A 15842-nucleotide genomic window follows, 5' to 3' on the forward strand; every position below is an offset into this window, starting at 1 on the left:
TATAGAAAATGAGGGATGAAATTTTTTAGTTGAAAGGAAATCGATACTGAAAGTTATAATTTAATAATACAGGAGATTTTTTTTAATATCTGTAAAAATGATTGATAGGACGAGATTACATAATAAATGAATAGTAGGGTATATTTCGAATGTTTTATGTGGCATACATGTTAAAGTTGATAGAAATATTTCTGAAAGAGAATATATTTTGAAAAACAGTAAAGATTCTTTTTATTTATATTATAGATAGCTAGTTTTAGAGAGAGGAGGCTTACAATAAAACAAGCTATGAATAAGACATTCAAAAGGAGCTGGAATGTATGGGGTATATTGTAGATATTTCAAAATGGAATGGAACTATTAATTGGGATATTGCAGCATCTCAGCTAGATTTAGTGATTGCTAGAGTTCAAGATGGCTCTAATACGGTGGATTTTATGTATCAAAATTATGTTAGTGAAATGAAAAAGCATAGTATCCCATTCGGTAATTATGCTTTTTGCCGTTTTATATCTATTGCTGATGCAAAGAAAGAGGCACAAGATTTTTGGAATCGTGGTGATCAATCTGCTAAGTTTTGGGTAGCAGACATAGAAGTTCAAACGATGGTAGATATGCAAGGCGGGACACAGGCATTTATTGATGAATTACGCCGTTTAGGTGCGGAAAAAGTAGGATTATACGTAGGGCATCACACGTATTTATCATTTGGAGCATGTAATATTGAAGCTGATTTCGTATGGATCCCTCGTTATGGAGGGAATAAGCCAGCATATCCATGCGATATGTGGCAATATACGGATTCAGGGAATGTTCCTGGGATTGGGAAATGTGATCTGAATCGATTAGTAGGAAATAAGTCACTTTCTTGGTTTATAGATTCCAACAAAGCAAATCAATCTAACATAGTGTATACACAGCAACCGAATGGCATTGGTATTGCAGTTTCGAAATATCCTGATGGATACGGAATAAATTTATATGAAACTCCCATGACCCCTCAATTTACAGGTGCACTCACTCAGAAAATTCCATATTTAATCTTAACAGGTTATTGGGGAGGCGGTGAGCAAGATATGATTTGTTTAGAGAACGATAAGCAGTGGGCATATTTAAAACATTTTAATGTGAAATGGTTTTATGCAACTTCGAAATATCCTGTCGGTTACGGAGTAAATTATTATGAAGAGCCTGAATGTATGAATTATAAAGGGAATATAGATGGATCGACATCTTTTCGAGTGTGGGGTAGAGTGGGAAATGCGGTAGATATCGGGCAGAATAGTTGGATACCTGAAAAACATGTAATTATTAAGTAACTATAGCGGCAGTATTGTTTTTAAGGAGTATGTAAAGAGTCTTCTTACTATACATAATAGTAAGAAGACTCTTTACGTTTAAAAATGAAAATACATGATACATAGTCTACTCATATGAAATGAATTACATGTAGAAAACACACTGTTTTCACAATGACTGTGTATAGTTAATTTGCATAATGATAAAAGTGAGGTATTTGAATTGAAAAAGAAAAAAATATTTATTGGAACAATTATTTCATGCGTGATGCTAGCATTATCTGCATGTGGTTCCTCAGACAACGTAGTAACATCAAAAGTAGGGAATGTTACAGAGAAAGAATTAAGTAAAGAATTACGACAACAATATGGAGAAAGTACTTTATATCAAATGATGTTAAGTAAGGCATTGTTAGATAAATATAAAGTTTCAGATGAGGAAGCAAAAAAGAAAGTAGAAGAAGCAAAAGATAAAATGGGTGAGAACTTTAAATCCACTTTAGAACAACTTGGATTGAAAAACGAAGATGAATTAAAAGAAAAAATGAAGCCAGAAATTGCATTTGAGAAAGCGATTAAAGCAACAGTTACAGATAAAGATGTGAAAAATAACTATAAACCAGAAATGAAAGTAAGTCACATTTTAGTGAAAGATGAAAAAACGGCTAAAGAAATAAAGGAGAAAGTAAATAATGGTGAAGATTTTGCTGCCTTAGCAAAACAGTATTCAGAGGATACTGGTTCAAAGGAACAGGGCGGGGAAATATCTGGTTTTGCTCCTGGGCAAACAGTGAAAGAATTTGAGGAAGCTGCGTATAAATTAGATGCAGGCCAAGTAAGTGATCCGGTTAAAACAACTTACGGTTACCATATTATTAAAGTGACGGATAAAAAAGAATTGAAGCCATTTGATGAAGTAAAGGATAAAATTCGTAAAGATATAGAACAACAAAGACTACAAGATACGACAGGTAAATGGAAACAACAAGTAGTCAATGATTTATTGAAAGATGCTGATATTAAAGTGAATAATAAAGAATTTAAAGATACATTTAAATTTCTAGAAAAGAAATAATGACTGTAATCATAATTAGAAAAGGGAACTCATATAGAGTTCCCTTTTCTAATTAGTGTGTGAGTTATAAATAGATAGTAAGACAATACAATATTACATTTAAATATTAAGAATTACAATGGAAAATTATGGTTTATAATTATTTCAACGAAAGTGGATATTCTACGGTTTTCATTATGCAAGTTTATTACATATATTTACTCTTTAATAATGAATATCGAACATAATTTAAAAAATAATACATATAATGTTTTTGAATAAATATTTAACATGGATAATTAGTAAAAAGCTGAGCATTCGATTGGAAAGGATGTTCTTTTTGTTGTGAAAATTTTAGGATAAAGAATGAATCGTTTTAAACGCATCATTTACCACATCAATAAATTAAGGTGGGGAGAATATATGAAAGTAATCTTTCAAGGAGAGGGCGGAGCGAAAATTTTTGAGTCATATGATGAAAATATAAGTGATTTATTAGTTATATTAAAAGAAACGAAAGGGATTAAAATTGGGATGGTTGAGTATAAAGTGTTAAAGTACGAACTTAATTATTTTCGTCATCCGAAAAAAGCGGATACAGAGAGAGAGTTACATATAATAGTACAACCTAAGTATATGTAATAAAATATAATAATAAAAATCACTGATTCAGTTTTGTAAAGTTCCATAGAGTATGTAAGAAAAGAGAGTGTTGTAAATGCTCTCTTTTCTTATGCTTTGTGAGTTCGTTCATCATAGTATATGTTTTCAGTTATAGATGGTTAATAAACGATAAAAATTTAAAACTTTTTCGTTTAGGCAGGGATTTTATATTTGAGTAAATAAATATACTATGAAGTATTTTTTATACGAATATTGGAGGAGTATAAAATGAGTTTAGCAAGTTACATAGGCTGTAATGTAGAAATTCCGTTAACGGATCCAGATTCTAATGATGTAATTGTTTTTGGACCGTGTTTTTCAGATGAAAGTATGCTTGAAATTGTACAAGATTATCAATTCCAAACAAATTACACATATGAGGTTTCAACTAATTGGGGAATTGAACTGGTCGAGTGGCAAAATGTAAAGGAAAAAAAAGAAGCGAAAGAAAAACTTTTAACTTTATGCAAGATTATGGAAAGTTATTTGGAAGATGGAGACTATTTCGAATTATTTAGTTGTTGGGTTGGTGATGAAGATAAGGAACGAGTAGGGGAATTGAACTTAAAAATAAATCATTTTAATATAGATGAATTATGTATTCCAGAAAGAACATTAGTTAGGATAGAAAAATAAGCTTTGAATATTTTTTAGAAAAAGGCGATTTCACTTTGTGTGAAGTCGCCTTTTAGTTTTTATATGCATTTTATATAAGAAATGAAAAGTTTATTTGATAAAGGAAAAAATATGGAGATAAATAAAATTATGTTTTTTGTTAAGAAATAATAAGTATAGCTCTTCTCAAAGGAACGTAAGTTCGTGTATAATAAGAACGAATGTTCTTTTAAGAGGTAACCTAATTATAGTTTAGAAGTAAATTCGAGTTTAGTAAGTATTAAAAATAACTAAGGGATAGCATGAATAAATAAATGTATAAATGATCAAGGAGATAAAAAATGAACGATGTAAAGATACAAAAAGAAGAAAGAGAGTGGGTTCCGTTTACAGTAATGTCCGAACAACTTTTAAATATGAGAAAGATTATTGGAGAGAAATTAAAAGTACAAAAACCGCTTTTAACAAATGAAGCAAAAGAGAGGATTTCTGATAAATTATTAACGTCATTACTGTCTGAGAAAGAAATATTGGTAACATATTTTGAAGATGGTTACATATTAACAAGCTACATGACTGTTGTACATATCAATCCGGTAAAACAAATTGTAATTTGTACAGACGCCTTTTATAAAACTTACGTATTTAACGCTATGGATATTATTGAAATAATGTAAAAGAAGCTGAATATTTAAATGGCAGCTTTTTTTATTTCTGATTTATGAGACAAATAATATAAGAAAAAGCAGCTAGCTTTGTGCTAGCTGCTGAGCCCCAGGGAAAGGGAGAAAAAGATAGGGTACTCCAAAATCGATAAGAGCTGTCAAACAGCCTGATTATAGTATAGACAAATTAAAATTTTCTATACAAAAAGTTGAACATAAGATTAGGCTGTACCCACTTGGTTTTGATCTGCAAGGTCAGAATCAAATGTATTGGTCGCGCTAACACCGCTAAAAGTATTAACAACAAAACCAACGTTTGATGCGCCGGAACCATTATAAGCTTTCGTATTTTCTTTCGGAGAAACGTTGTAGAAATCACCTAAGTTAAATGATCCATTACTATTTTGTACAACTAAATTTCCTACAACTGATGGCATAATTTTCACCTGCTTTATAAAAAGTTGTTAACATTACTATATGGAGTTATAGTCCAGATGGTTCATATAATAAAAATTGTGGAATAGTAAAACGTTTGGAGCATGGATTTCAATAAAAGTGTGTTAAAATTAATATAATAAAGTTGAGTAATTTTTTTAAAAAATTTGTATAATTGATATATATGAAAATAAAGGAGGCAAAATGTAATGAAAGATATTATGAAAAAAGTTGATTTAACAGATGCCAAATCAAGTAATCTTGTTGCACTAATTTATAGTAATGAAGTTATATTAGTTGAAGACGCATTTTGTCCAAATGAAATAAAATTAAAGTTTAATGAAATTGCAATTTTATCTGCAATTAAAACAGCTCATATTGCGAAAGTGTCTATTAGGAAAGAACTTGAAGCGCTTTTTCATGATACGGGTGTTATATTAGTGAAACAAAATGTTGATTATGGTAGTAGCCAATCTATTACCATGCATTTTGAGCAATTTAAAAAGTTGCAAGATGAGATTGAACATTTAAATAAAAGTATGTAATAAAGCAGCTAAATAAAGGTTCTATCATAAAGGTGGAATGTGTTGTGTTGAAAAAGTGGTTTAAAAATTATTTGGGTGAATCGCATTGTAAACATAAATATATTTTTATTAAGATGCAGGATAATGAGGATTTTAAAAAAGGTACATTAGGTGTAGTTTATATTTACCAGTGTGAGAAATGTGGAAAAGAGAAGTTGAAATGTAAAAACAATAATGAAATAAACAATGAATTTTTAGATATATAGCAAAAAGTAACCATGATGGTTACTTTTTTTGTTTATGTATACAATATCAAAACCATTACTAAAGTATGAGTTGAGTTAATACTATAGTAAATCGCTGAATAAAAATGAAGAGAGTAAGATATAGGGAAGGAGGATGAGAGAAATGAAGCGAAAAGAAATTAGTAAATCTGTAATTATTACAGACGTGACACAAGGGTTAGGGCGTGCGATGGTTGATCGATTTCATGAATTAGGGTGGAACATATATGGTTGTGGACGTTCAAAAGATAAAATTGAAGAACTAAAAAAACAGTACAGTAAAATACATGATTTCCAAGTAATTGATGTTTCAGATTCTCAGCAAGTTAACAATTGGGCAAATTATATACTTAATACACATACAGCTCCCGATATGATAATAAATAATGCATCGATTGTAAATCAAAATGCACAACTTTGGAAAATTACGGCTCAAGAATTCGAAAATGTAATGAATGTAAACGTGAATGGTGTAGTAAATGTAATAAGAGCATTTGTTCCAGCGATGGTAGCTAGGAAAGAAGGAATTATCATTAATATGAGTTCTAGTTGGGGGAGAGAAGGTGAGGCTGAGCTTGCGCCATATTGTGCCTCGAAATTTGCTATTGAAGGTATCACTAAATCTATGGCCCTGGAATTACCCCATGGCATGGCTGTAGTTGCTTTAGATCCTGGAGGGAGTATTAGTACTCCAATGCTGAAGTCATGTGCGCCACAATATATAAATGAATCGCCTACACCTGAAACTTGGTCACATAAAGCAATTGAATATATATTGAATATAACAATAGATAAAAATGGAGATTCATTGACATGCCCAGCATGCATATAAAAGCACCTTTAAGGTGCTTTTATATTAGTAGCACATTATATCATTCACAAAATTACATCTAAAAAATAAAATAAAAGATTAAGGGTGAGATTTGTTTGTTTTGAAAGCTTTAGAAAATATTTAAATAGGTGATAAAAATGAATCCAAGCAGTTTAAAAGTGACAGGGGCATGGTTTCAAGTGGGAGGGAATCTTACAGCTGCTATTGGAACGACAAGAGGATTTATTGGAGAAGAGAAAGTTGAATCGGATCTTGTTATTGTAGGAAGCTCATTACAAGCCCTCGGATATATATTACAAATCATTGCGAGCAATTATGATGATGGGGAAGAAAAAAGAGAAAATCAAAATATAGGCTTAGAGAATCAAAGTAAATTACTTGATCAAATAGGAATTGAGTTATTAGCATTAGGCAATATATCAAATGTAATAGGAACATATTTTAATATAAATGAACAATTGAAAGAAAATGATTATCTTATCATTACAGGGAACAGTTTACAATCGATCGGTGCTTTTTTAGGAGTAGAAGCAGCTTTGTTGGATATAAATGTATTACAGAAAATTATTATACTGGGTAACTCCATGCAAAGTTTAGGGGCTGGATTACAAGCGTATCAAGGTGTTTCAAATGTATTGAAAGATGAGAGAGAAAATGAAGATAGTATTTTTGATAAGAAGGATGAGAGAATCATTGCACTCATTGGTATTTGGATACAAGCGATAGGAACGTTAATTTCTGCAATTGGAGTAACTGCAATAGAGGAAGAAAATAGGCTAGAAAACAATAAAAAGTCTGAAATACTTATTTAAATAGAAGGAGATACATTGATTTTAGAGGTAGGTTAAGATTAAAATGGTAGTAGGTTTTTTTGCGTATATTTTGAAAAGTGATATATAAAATACAAAATAAGGAGTTTTCAAGGGATGATGTATTTATTAGCAATTCTTCTTCCACCTGTTGCTGTATTATTTTGTGGAAAACCAATTCAGGCAATCATAAATTTCATATTAACATTAATATTTTGGGTTCCAGGAGTTATACATGCAATTCTTGTAGTGCATGATAAAAAAGCTGATCGGCGTTTGAAAAAACAAATTCAAGCATATGATGAAATTAATAAGAGGAATCGAAGATAATTCATCTGCAAAATGTTTTTAAAAGAAAGGAGGATTAACCTCCTTTCTTTTTTAGTGGGTGTTAAGTTTAGATTTTTGTGTGGCGGAAAGAATTTTTAATGTAAGTATTATGATAATAACTTTTAGATTGTGCATGTAATAGGCCAGTATAAATACTTTCTGGTACATTAAAGAAATCGTACATACCATTCTTTAATTGGATTCGCAAAATCATAGAAAAAGGATTATAACCAACAGCAACTATATTTTTTGAAATTACGGGAGATAGCTTCATCATTACGCAACTCCTCACTTTTTATTTTTAATACTTTTTTGTAGATGTTGAGGTTGTGATGTTGAAATCCTTATAATTTAAGAGGTATTATACTTATATGCAATATATTAAATGTTTGTTATACGTAATTATAAGGAAGTTCACACGAAGTACATATCGTTGTGCTATTTTTATTTCACCTTTGATTTATAAATAAGAAAATATTGACCATTTGAAAAAAAGGTATATTATTTATACGAGGTATTAAAAATTCACTTTTTACATTCTATGCTTCAAGGGGCAGCGTTATTAGGAAAAATAGAAGTGAAAATAGTTTGTATAAGAAGTATTCTAAAATTTATAATCTGTGAATTGGGAAAATATTGAATGCTCCAGGTCAATATACTTTCTTAATCAAATTTATTTTAGAAAGTGACCTCAATATTTTTAAGTAAATCAACGGGAGAATTGAAAGGCAGGAGAAAGTAACATGTCAGAAAATTATCGTTCTCGAGAGGAACGACGACAAGTTAAAAAGAAAAAACAACCAGCTTCTAAAACACAAAAGCCAAAAGGTAAAACATCATTCTTTCGCAAGTTTTTAATCACTTGTTTATTACTTGGTATTGTTGGTTTAGTGGCAGGGGTTGCTACCTTTTTCGTAATGATTAAGGATGCACCAAAACTTGAGAAAGCAAAACTTGTTAATCCGTTATCCTCAAAAATTTATGATAAAAACGGGGATTTGGTATATGAATATGGAAAAGAAAAAAGGACGAATGTTACGTATGAGCAAATACCTAAATTAGTAGAAAATGCATTTTTAGCGACAGAAGATTCACGTTTTTATGAGCATAGCGGAGTAGATTTTAAAGGTACTGCCCGTGCTGTTCTAGTAAGTCTTAAAGGGGATTATGGTTCTCAAGGTGGAAGTACGATAACACAGCAAGTTATAAAAAACTACTTCTTATCAATGGACAAAACACCAAAGCGTAAGGCGCAAGAAATATATTTAGCTTATAAGCTAGAACAACAGTATTCAAAACATGAAATATTAGAGATGTACTTAAATAAAATTAACTTAGGAAACCGTTCATATGGGATCGCAACAGCAGCACAAAACTACTATGGTAAAGAATTGAAGGACTTAACATTACCAGAAGTTGCGATGCTTGCAGGTTTACCGAAAGCACCGAATAACTATGATCCAACGAAAAAAGAAAATGTTCAAAAAGCAACAGAAAGAAGAAATGTTGTTCTAAGTTTAATGAACCGACATGGATATATAACAAAACAGGAAATGGAAGAAGCATCAAAAGTTGACGTAGAAAAGGGGCTTAAGCCTGCAGCTCAACTACAAACAATGCCATACCCTGCATTTATGGATGCAGTTGTGAAAGAAGTAGAAAAAGAATTACCAGATGCTAATATCGGTTCTGACGGTTTAGAAATTTATACAACGTTAGATCCGAAAGCACAGAAACTTGCTGATAATATTTTAAATAATAATATCATTGATTATCCGAACGATAAATTCCAAGGTGCATTCACATTTATGGATACGAAAACAGGAGAAGTTCGTGCTATAGGTAGTGGCCGTGGAGAAAATAAAGCTGTATTTAAAGGGCATAATATGGCAATTGAATTAGATCGTGCAGCTGGTTCAACGATGAAGCCGATTTTCGACTACGCTCCTGCAATTGAATATTTAAAATGGGCTACGTACCATCAAATTGATGACTCTCCATTTAAGTATTCAACGGGACAAGAAGTACGAAATGCAGATAGAAGTCATATGGGTCCAATTACAATGCGTGAAGCATTAAAAATGTCGCGTAATATTCCTGCAATTAAAACTGCAAAAGAAGTAGGGATTAGTAAATCGAAAGAATTCTCTGAGAAACTAGGTATTACATTTAATACAGCACCGACAGAATCGACAGCGATTGGTACAAATGAAGTATCGCCAACTGAAATAGCGGGTGCTTATGCGGCATTTGGTAATGAAGGTAAATATACGAAACCGCATTTTGTTAAGAAAGTCGTTTATCCAGACGGTAAGTCACAAAGTTTTGGACAAAAACCAAAACAAGTTATGACAGATTCTACCGCATACATGATTACTGATATGCTTCGTTCTGTAGTTACATCAGGTACTGGTACATCGGCAAATGTAGGCTCTTTAGATGTAGCTGGTAAAACGGGTACGACAAACTATTCATCAAAGCAATTAGCTCAATATAAAATTCCAGAAAGTGCAACTCGTGATAGTTGGTTCGCTGGATATACACCGCAATATACGATGGCAGTATGGACTGGGTATATGAAAGATGGTAAAGACGAGTATATTAGTAGTAAAAATACGAAAATTGCACAGTTGATCTTTAAAGAAATGATGAGCGAAATGGCTACAGATAAATCACGCTTTAAAATGCCAAGTAGTGTTATTCAAGAAGGTAGTGAGCTACGTATAAAAGGTGAAAAACGTGATTCATCGCCAAATACTAGCGTACCGGATACAACGGAGCAACCAAAACAAGATCAACAGCAAAAAACTGAAGAAGAGAAAAAGCAAGAAGAATTAAAGAAACAAGAAGAACTGAAAAAACAAGAAGAACAAAAGAAACAAGAGGAACTTAAGAAGCAAGAAGAACAAAAGAAACTAGAAGAGCAAAAGAAACCAGAAGAACAAAATAATGGAAATGGCCAAGGAACGACACCTCCAGCAAATAACGGAGGAGGTCAAGGAAATACGACACCTCCAGCAAATAATGGAGGAGGTCAAGGAAATACGACACCTCCAGCAAATAATGGAGGAGGTCAAGGAAATACGACACCTCCAGCAAATAACGGAGGAGGTCAAGGAAATACAACTCCACCAGCGACCACACAACCAGAGACTGGCGGTAATGCAGGAGAGACCCCTGCTAATAATGGGCAATAAGAAAAATTTATAAAAAATATTAAAAAGCACTTAAGATTTGTGAAAATTACAATCTTAAGTGCTTTTTTCGTTTAAATGTAGTAGCTATGAAATGATGTGTTTTAAATGTTAAACGTACCATAAAAATTTTGAAAATAAATTGATGGGAAATGATAAAAGACTTGAGCCTGAGGTAGTGGAGCGTGGCTAGGATGATAAAAGGTAGTGCTACTTGGATGGGCACCATGATGCCAAAATGAAGGGGTAGCTTGACCTGGTGATTGGTATTGTTGCCAAATTGCTGGAAGTTCAATGCCGACATCGGAACTTGCTGTATGAACGGCGGGGGCATGTATTTCGGGTATCGAAGGAACCGCGACAGTTACTCTTGATGATAATACCCACATAAAATAATCACTCCTAAGTTGTGATAATAAATTAGTATATTCTTTTCACACGTATAAAGGTACATATATAGGACTTTCGTTTAAAATATGCGTACAAAGTCTTAAGACTAATGTAAGCTGATGGTGGACTATTTAATATGAAAAGATACGTCTATTTACGGAGGGAAAAGAGATAAAAAAAATATACAATGAGGGTGTTAATCGTAATATTTTACGAGTGTATGGAGGTATTTTTATGGAAAGATTATGGACGAAATCATTTATTCAAATGACTTTCGCAATGTTATTTTTATTTACAGGATTTTATTTACTTGTTCCAACGCTCCCGCTCTTTATTAAAGAGATAGGTGGCAATGAATCGCAAGTTGGACTTATGATGGGGATGTTTACAATAGCTGCTGTTGTAATACGACCGATTATTGGAGGAATGTTAGATCAATATGGTAGAAGATCCTTTATTATTTTCGGACTCATCTTTTTTGGCTTAACGATGTATTCCTATAATATAGCATCGACTATTGTCCTTTTAGCTGTTTTACGTGTTATTCACGGAGTAACATGGGCTGTTTCTACAACAGCTGTTGGAACAGCAATAACGGATATTATTCCAGATTCACGCCGCGGTGAAGGTATGGGTTGGTACGGGATGGCGATGACAATTGCAATGGCGATTGGACCTATGATTGGATTATGGGTTGTGCAAAATTATTCATTTGATGGTCTATTTTTATTAGCGACGTTGTTATCTTTTATGGCAGTTGTATTATCATTAATAACGAAGATCCCATTTACGCCACAAAAAGAAAAAGGGAAAATTCAGCTATTTGAGAAATCCGTATTAACAATCACGATTGTAGTATTCTTTTTATCGTTTGCATATGGAGGAATAACAACCTTTTTACCGTTATTTGCATCATCAATTCATGTAAACCCGGGAACTTTCTTTCTTGTATATGCAATTGCATTAACAATTGTAAGACCAATTTCAGGGAAACTATTAGATAAGTATGGAGAAGTATTCATTATACTTCCAGCATTATGTATTACTATTTTAGCTATAGTTGTTTTAACTATTTCAAATGGTTTGATAGGTGTAATTATCGCAGCAACATTATACGGTATTGGATTTGGTTCAGCGCAGCCAGCTTTGCAAGCGGCAATGCTTACAATTGTCGATCCGAGTAAAAGAGGAGTTGCAAATGCTTCATTTTTTACAGCGTTTGATTTAGGAATCGGGTTAGGTGCTATTTTACTTGGAGTTGTTTCACAAATGTTTGGTTATCGTATTTTATTTTCAGGGAGTGCAATTTCAGCATTGATAGCCTTAATTATTTTCGTCTTCTTTGTAAAACAACGATTAGGAAAAAAAGAGTTTGCGTAAACTGGAGGAATAAAGATGAGAATTTCAATTGATCGTAAAGCTCTGCAATGGTTCCAGGAAGAATTACGTATAAAGCACGGTGAATCTGTACGTTTTACTGTAAGGTACGGAGGGGATAGTTCAATTCAGCCCGGATATTCTTTAGGGGTTGTTGCTGAGAAACCCGATGGCGAAATAGTGTCAGTTGAGAAGGAAGGTATTATATTTTTTGTAGATTCTGATGATCTTTGGTATTTTCAAAACTATGATTTATTTGTAAGTTATCATGAGGAAATGGAAGAAATTCAATTTAATTATGTAAAATAATAACTTTATTAAAAATGAATAAGTTTTATATAAAAATTATATTTAAGAGATAGTGAAATAAATATCATATAGTAACGAGCTGTATTTATGTACAGCTCGTTTTTTCTATTTCTCAAATAAAATTAGAATAATTGTATATTTGGCGGTGTTATATGAAAAATCTTTATATCTTGTTTTTGAAAATACGCAAAGAAGTCTATCCTTTCTTTATAAAATATAAGAATTATTTTCAAAAAATTGTATTGTTACAGTAAGAAAAGTGTAGGAAACTTATCATTATAAAATAAATTGAAATCTTCTAAAAACTCTGATACATTGAAATAGAAATGTAGTTTCGCAATATTGTAAAGGCTTACAGTTATGTGCACGAAGATCTATTAGGATTGGAGGAAATAATGATGAAAGCTGAAGAGAAATTTTCCCCGGGATTAGATGGTATAGTGGCAGCGGAGACGAAAATCTCGTTTCTTGACACAGTAAAAGGTGAAATTGTAATTCAAGGGTATGACTTAATCGAACTCTCAAAAACAAAAGAGTATTTAGACATTGTGCACCTTTTATTGGAGGAACACCTACCGAATGAAGATGAAAAAGTAACACTTGAAAAGAAATTAAAAGAAGAATATGCAGTACCAGAAGGTGTATTCAACGTACTAAAGGCATTGCCTAAAGAGACGCATCCCATGGATGGATTACGTACAGGTGTGTCAGCGTTAGCTGGTTACGATAATGATATCGAAAACCGCTCGTTAGAAGTGAATAAAAGCCGAGGGTACAAGCTGTTAAGTAAAGTGCCAAACATTGTAGCGAATAGCTATCATATTTTAAATAATGAGGAGCCAATTGAACCTCTTAAAGAATTATCTTATAGTGCAAATTTCTTCTATATGTTAACTGGTAAAAAACCAACTGAACTTGAGGAAAAGATCTTTGATCGTTCCCTTGTTTTATATAGTGAGCATGAAATGCCAAACTCTACATTTACAGCTCGCGTTATTGCATCAACACAATCAGATTTATACGGTGCTTTAACAGGTGCAGTTGCATCTTTAAAAGGAAGTTTACATGGCGGTGCAAATGAAGCGGTTATGTACATGCTTTTAGAAGCTGGTAATGTTGAGAAATTTGAAGAGTTATTACAGAAGAAACTATATAACAAAGAAAAAATTATGGGCTTTGGACACCGTGTTTATATGAAGAAGATGGATCCAAGAGCACTTATGATGAAGGAAGCTTTAAAACAGTTATGTGATGTAAAAGGTGATTATACACTATATGAAATGTGTGAAGCTGGAGAAAAGATTATGGAAAAAGAAAAAGGAATTTATCCAAATCTTGATTATTATGCAGCTCCAGTATATTGGATGCTAGGTATTCCAATTCAACTTTACACACCAATCTTCTTTAGCTCTAGAACAGTGGGGTTATGTGCGCACGTTATTGAGCAACATGCAAATAATCGTTTGTTCCGTCCTCGTGTAAATTATATTGGCGAGCGACATGTACTTAGTAAATAAGAACAACTGGGGAGTTGTTAGCGCCGCCCGCCAGATGGGTGTTTGACCGACACCCATCATTAATAATAACGAATTTTCGACAGAAAGGGAAGAATAGCATGATTAAAACAAATGAAATTAAGCAAAAAGATGCATTATTAGAAGAGATTACCGATTATGTATTAAATAAAGAGGTTACTAGTGCAGAAGCATTCAGTACAGCTCGTTACGTATTACTTGATACACTTGGATGTGGAATTTTAGCACTGCAATATCCAGAATGTACGAAATTACTAGGACCAGTTGTGCCAGGAACAATCGTGCCAAATGGTACACGTGTACCAGGTACGTCTTATGTACTAGATCCAGTAAAAGGTGCATTTAATATCGGATGTATGATCCGTTGGTTAGACTATAACGATACTTGGCTTGCAGCAGAGTGGGGACATCCATCTGATAACCTAGGCGGAATTTTAGCAGTTGCAGATTATATTAGCCGTGTTCGTATTTCAGAAGGAAAAGAAGCTTTAAAAGTACGTGAAGTATTAGAAATGATGATTAAAGCACATGAAATTCAAGGCGTGCTTGCTTTAGAAAACAGCTTAAACAGAGTTGGTCTTGACCATGTATTATATGTAAAAGTAGCAACAACTGCAGTAGTTGCGAAAATGCTTGGCGGAACACGTGAAGAAATCTTTAATGCATTATCACATGCGTGGATTGATAATTCTAGTCTTCGTACATATCGTCATGCTCCAAATACGGGCTCACGTAAATCATGGGCTGCAGGTGACGCAACGAGCCGCGGTGTTCATCTTGCAATGACTGCTCTAAAAGGTGAAATGGGTTATCCAACAGCATTATCTGCGCCAGGATGGGGATTCCAAGATGTATTATTCAATAAACAAGAATTAAAATTAGCAAGACCACTAGAGTCATATGTAATGGAAAATGTATTATTTAAAGTGTCATATCCAGCAGAATTCCATGCACAAACGGCTGCAGAATGTGCAGTGAAGTTGCATCCGGAAATTAAAGAGAGATTAGATGAAATTGACCGTATTACAATTACAACTCATGAATCAGCAATTCGTATTATTGATAAAGAAGGTCCATTAAATAACCCAGCTGATCGTGATCATTGCTTACAATACATTACGGCAATTGGTTTATTAAAAGGAGATATCGTTGCAGACGATTATGAAGATGCAGTAGCAAACGATCCACGTGTAGATGAATTACGTAATAAGATGGTTGTTGTTGAAAACAAACAGTACAGTTTAGATTACCTTGACCCGAACAAGCGCTCAATCGCCAACGCTGTTCAAGTTCACTTTAAAGATGGCACAGTAACAGAAAATGTGGAATGTGAATATCCGCTTGGTCACCGCTTCCGTAGAGACGAAGCAATTCCAAAAGTTGTTCAAAAATTCACTGCAAATATGGCAGGTCATTATTCTAGTAAGCAACAAGAACAAATTCATGAAGTTTGTTTAAATGAAGAAAAACTAGAAAATATGAATGTAAACGAATTTGTAGATCTATTCTTAATTTAATAATAGGGGGG

At 32.9% G+C, this 15842-nt stretch carries 18 protein-coding genes; 15 read left to right on the forward strand and 3 right to left on the reverse strand.

Going from position 1 to position 15842, the window contains the following annotated elements; genetic code table 11:
• Positions 1-320: 320 nt before the first annotated feature.
• The 5 genes from MR112_RS05175 to MR112_RS05195 all read left to right on the forward strand — a co-directional run bounded on the left by MR112_RS05175 (position 321) and on the right by MR112_RS05195 (position 4307).
• A complete protein-coding gene (locus MR112_RS05175; protein WP_048656788.1) occupies positions 321-1319 on the forward strand; it encodes a glycoside hydrolase family 25 protein in 999 nt (332 codons plus the stop codon).
• A gap of 202 nt (positions 1320-1521) precedes the next feature.
• Complete coding sequence (locus MR112_RS05180) at positions 1522-2373, forward strand: peptidylprolyl isomerase PrsA (protein ID WP_000727348.1); 852 nt, start codon at positions 1522-1524, stop codon at positions 2371-2373.
• A gap of 402 nt (positions 2374-2775) precedes the next feature.
• Entirely contained in the window at positions 2776-2994 is a 219-nt protein-coding gene (locus tag MR112_RS05185; protein WP_000864275.1) for a hypothetical protein, read from the forward strand.
• Positions 2995-3243: 249 nt separating this feature from the next.
• Complete coding sequence (locus tag MR112_RS05190) at positions 3244-3651, forward strand: KH domain-containing protein (protein WP_000050503.1); 408 nt, start codon at positions 3244-3246, stop codon at positions 3649-3651.
• A gap of 320 nt (positions 3652-3971) precedes the next feature.
• Positions 3972-4307: a YolD-like family protein gene (locus tag MR112_RS05195; protein ID WP_002024004.1), complete on the forward strand. Its 336-nt coding sequence runs from the start codon at positions 3972-3974 to the stop codon at positions 4305-4307.
• Positions 4308-4516: 209 nt separating this feature from the next.
• Here the strand turns inward: MR112_RS05195 and gerPF are convergent, their stop codons facing one another.
• Positions 4517-4732 carry a spore germination protein GerPF gene (gene gerPF, locus MR112_RS05200; RefSeq protein WP_001141569.1) on the reverse strand — a complete coding sequence of 72 codons (216 nt, stop codon included), beginning with the start codon at positions 4730-4732 and terminating at the stop codon, positions 4517-4519.
• Between the two features lie 207 nt (positions 4733-4939).
• Here gerPF and MR112_RS05205 point away from each other — a divergent pair, with 207 nt between their 5' ends.
• The 5 genes from MR112_RS05205 to MR112_RS05225 all read left to right on the forward strand — a co-directional run bounded on the left by MR112_RS05205 (position 4940) and on the right by MR112_RS05225 (position 7509).
• A complete protein-coding gene (locus tag MR112_RS05205; RefSeq protein ID WP_000651907.1) occupies positions 4940-5275 on the forward strand; it encodes a hypothetical protein in 336 nt (111 codons plus the stop codon).
• A gap of 44 nt (positions 5276-5319) precedes the next feature.
• Positions 5320-5520 (forward strand): hypothetical protein, encoded by a 201-nt coding sequence (locus MR112_RS05210; protein ID WP_000915142.1) that lies wholly within the window; start codon positions 5320-5322, stop codon positions 5518-5520.
• Positions 5521-5662: 142 nt separating this feature from the next.
• Positions 5663-6370, forward strand: a complete 708-nt coding sequence (locus MR112_RS05215; protein ID WP_242244825.1) for an SDR family oxidoreductase — start codon at positions 5663-5665, stop codon at positions 6368-6370.
• Positions 6371-6507: 137 nt separating this feature from the next.
• A complete protein-coding gene (locus MR112_RS05220) occupies positions 6508-7182 on the forward strand; it encodes a DUF6944 family repetitive protein (protein WP_001070038.1) in 675 nt (224 codons plus the stop codon).
• Between the two features lie 114 nt (positions 7183-7296).
• A complete protein-coding gene (locus MR112_RS05225; RefSeq protein WP_000990233.1) occupies positions 7297-7509 on the forward strand; it encodes a YqaE/Pmp3 family membrane protein in 213 nt (70 codons plus the stop codon).
• A 67-nt stretch (positions 7510-7576) separates the two neighbouring features.
• Here the strand turns inward: MR112_RS05225 and MR112_RS05230 are convergent, their stop codons facing one another.
• On the reverse strand, positions 7577-7786 hold the full coding sequence (locus tag MR112_RS05230) for a KTSC domain-containing protein (RefSeq protein WP_000977081.1): 210 nt from the start codon (positions 7784-7786) through the stop codon (positions 7577-7579).
• A 466-nt stretch (positions 7787-8252) separates the two neighbouring features.
• On the opposite strand from MR112_RS05230, the gene MR112_RS05235 reads away from it, so the two are divergent.
• Complete coding sequence (locus tag MR112_RS05235; RefSeq protein WP_242244826.1) at positions 8253-10706, forward strand: transglycosylase domain-containing protein; 2454 nt, start codon at positions 8253-8255, stop codon at positions 10704-10706.
• A 101-nt stretch (positions 10707-10807) separates the two neighbouring features.
• Here MR112_RS05235 and MR112_RS05240 read toward each other — a convergent pair whose 3' ends face one another.
• Positions 10808-11092 carry a hypothetical protein gene (locus MR112_RS05240; RefSeq protein ID WP_000270101.1) on the reverse strand — a complete coding sequence of 95 codons (285 nt, stop codon included), beginning with the start codon at positions 11090-11092 and terminating at the stop codon, positions 10808-10810.
• A 235-nt stretch (positions 11093-11327) separates the two neighbouring features.
• Between MR112_RS05240 and MR112_RS05245 the strand changes: the two genes are divergently transcribed.
• From MR112_RS05245 to prpD, 4 genes are all read left to right on the forward strand, one after another.
• On the forward strand, positions 11328-12473 hold the full coding sequence (locus MR112_RS05245; protein ID WP_000440662.1) for an MFS transporter: 1146 nt from the start codon (positions 11328-11330) through the stop codon (positions 12471-12473).
• A 15-nt stretch (positions 12474-12488) separates the two neighbouring features.
• On the forward strand, positions 12489-12779 hold the full coding sequence (locus MR112_RS05250; protein WP_001222842.1) for a HesB/YadR/YfhF family protein: 291 nt from the start codon (positions 12489-12491) through the stop codon (positions 12777-12779).
• Between the two features lie 395 nt (positions 12780-13174).
• A complete protein-coding gene (gene mmgD / locus MR112_RS05255) occupies positions 13175-14296 on the forward strand; it encodes a citrate synthase (protein WP_002041090.1) in 1122 nt (373 codons plus the stop codon).
• A 98-nt stretch (positions 14297-14394) separates the two neighbouring features.
• The gene (prpD, locus tag MR112_RS05260; protein WP_000598123.1) at positions 14395-15831 is read left to right on the forward strand and encodes a 2-methylcitrate dehydratase; all 1437 of its coding nucleotides are present in this window, start codon (positions 14395-14397) and stop codon (positions 15829-15831) included.
• The last annotated feature ends 11 nt before the right edge of the window (positions 15832-15842 follow it).

It is taken from the genome of Bacillus cereus group sp. BfR-BA-01330 (assembly GCF_022663885.1).
Lineage (GTDB): Bacteria > Bacillota > Bacilli > Bacillales > Bacillaceae_G > Bacillus_A > Bacillus_A cereus.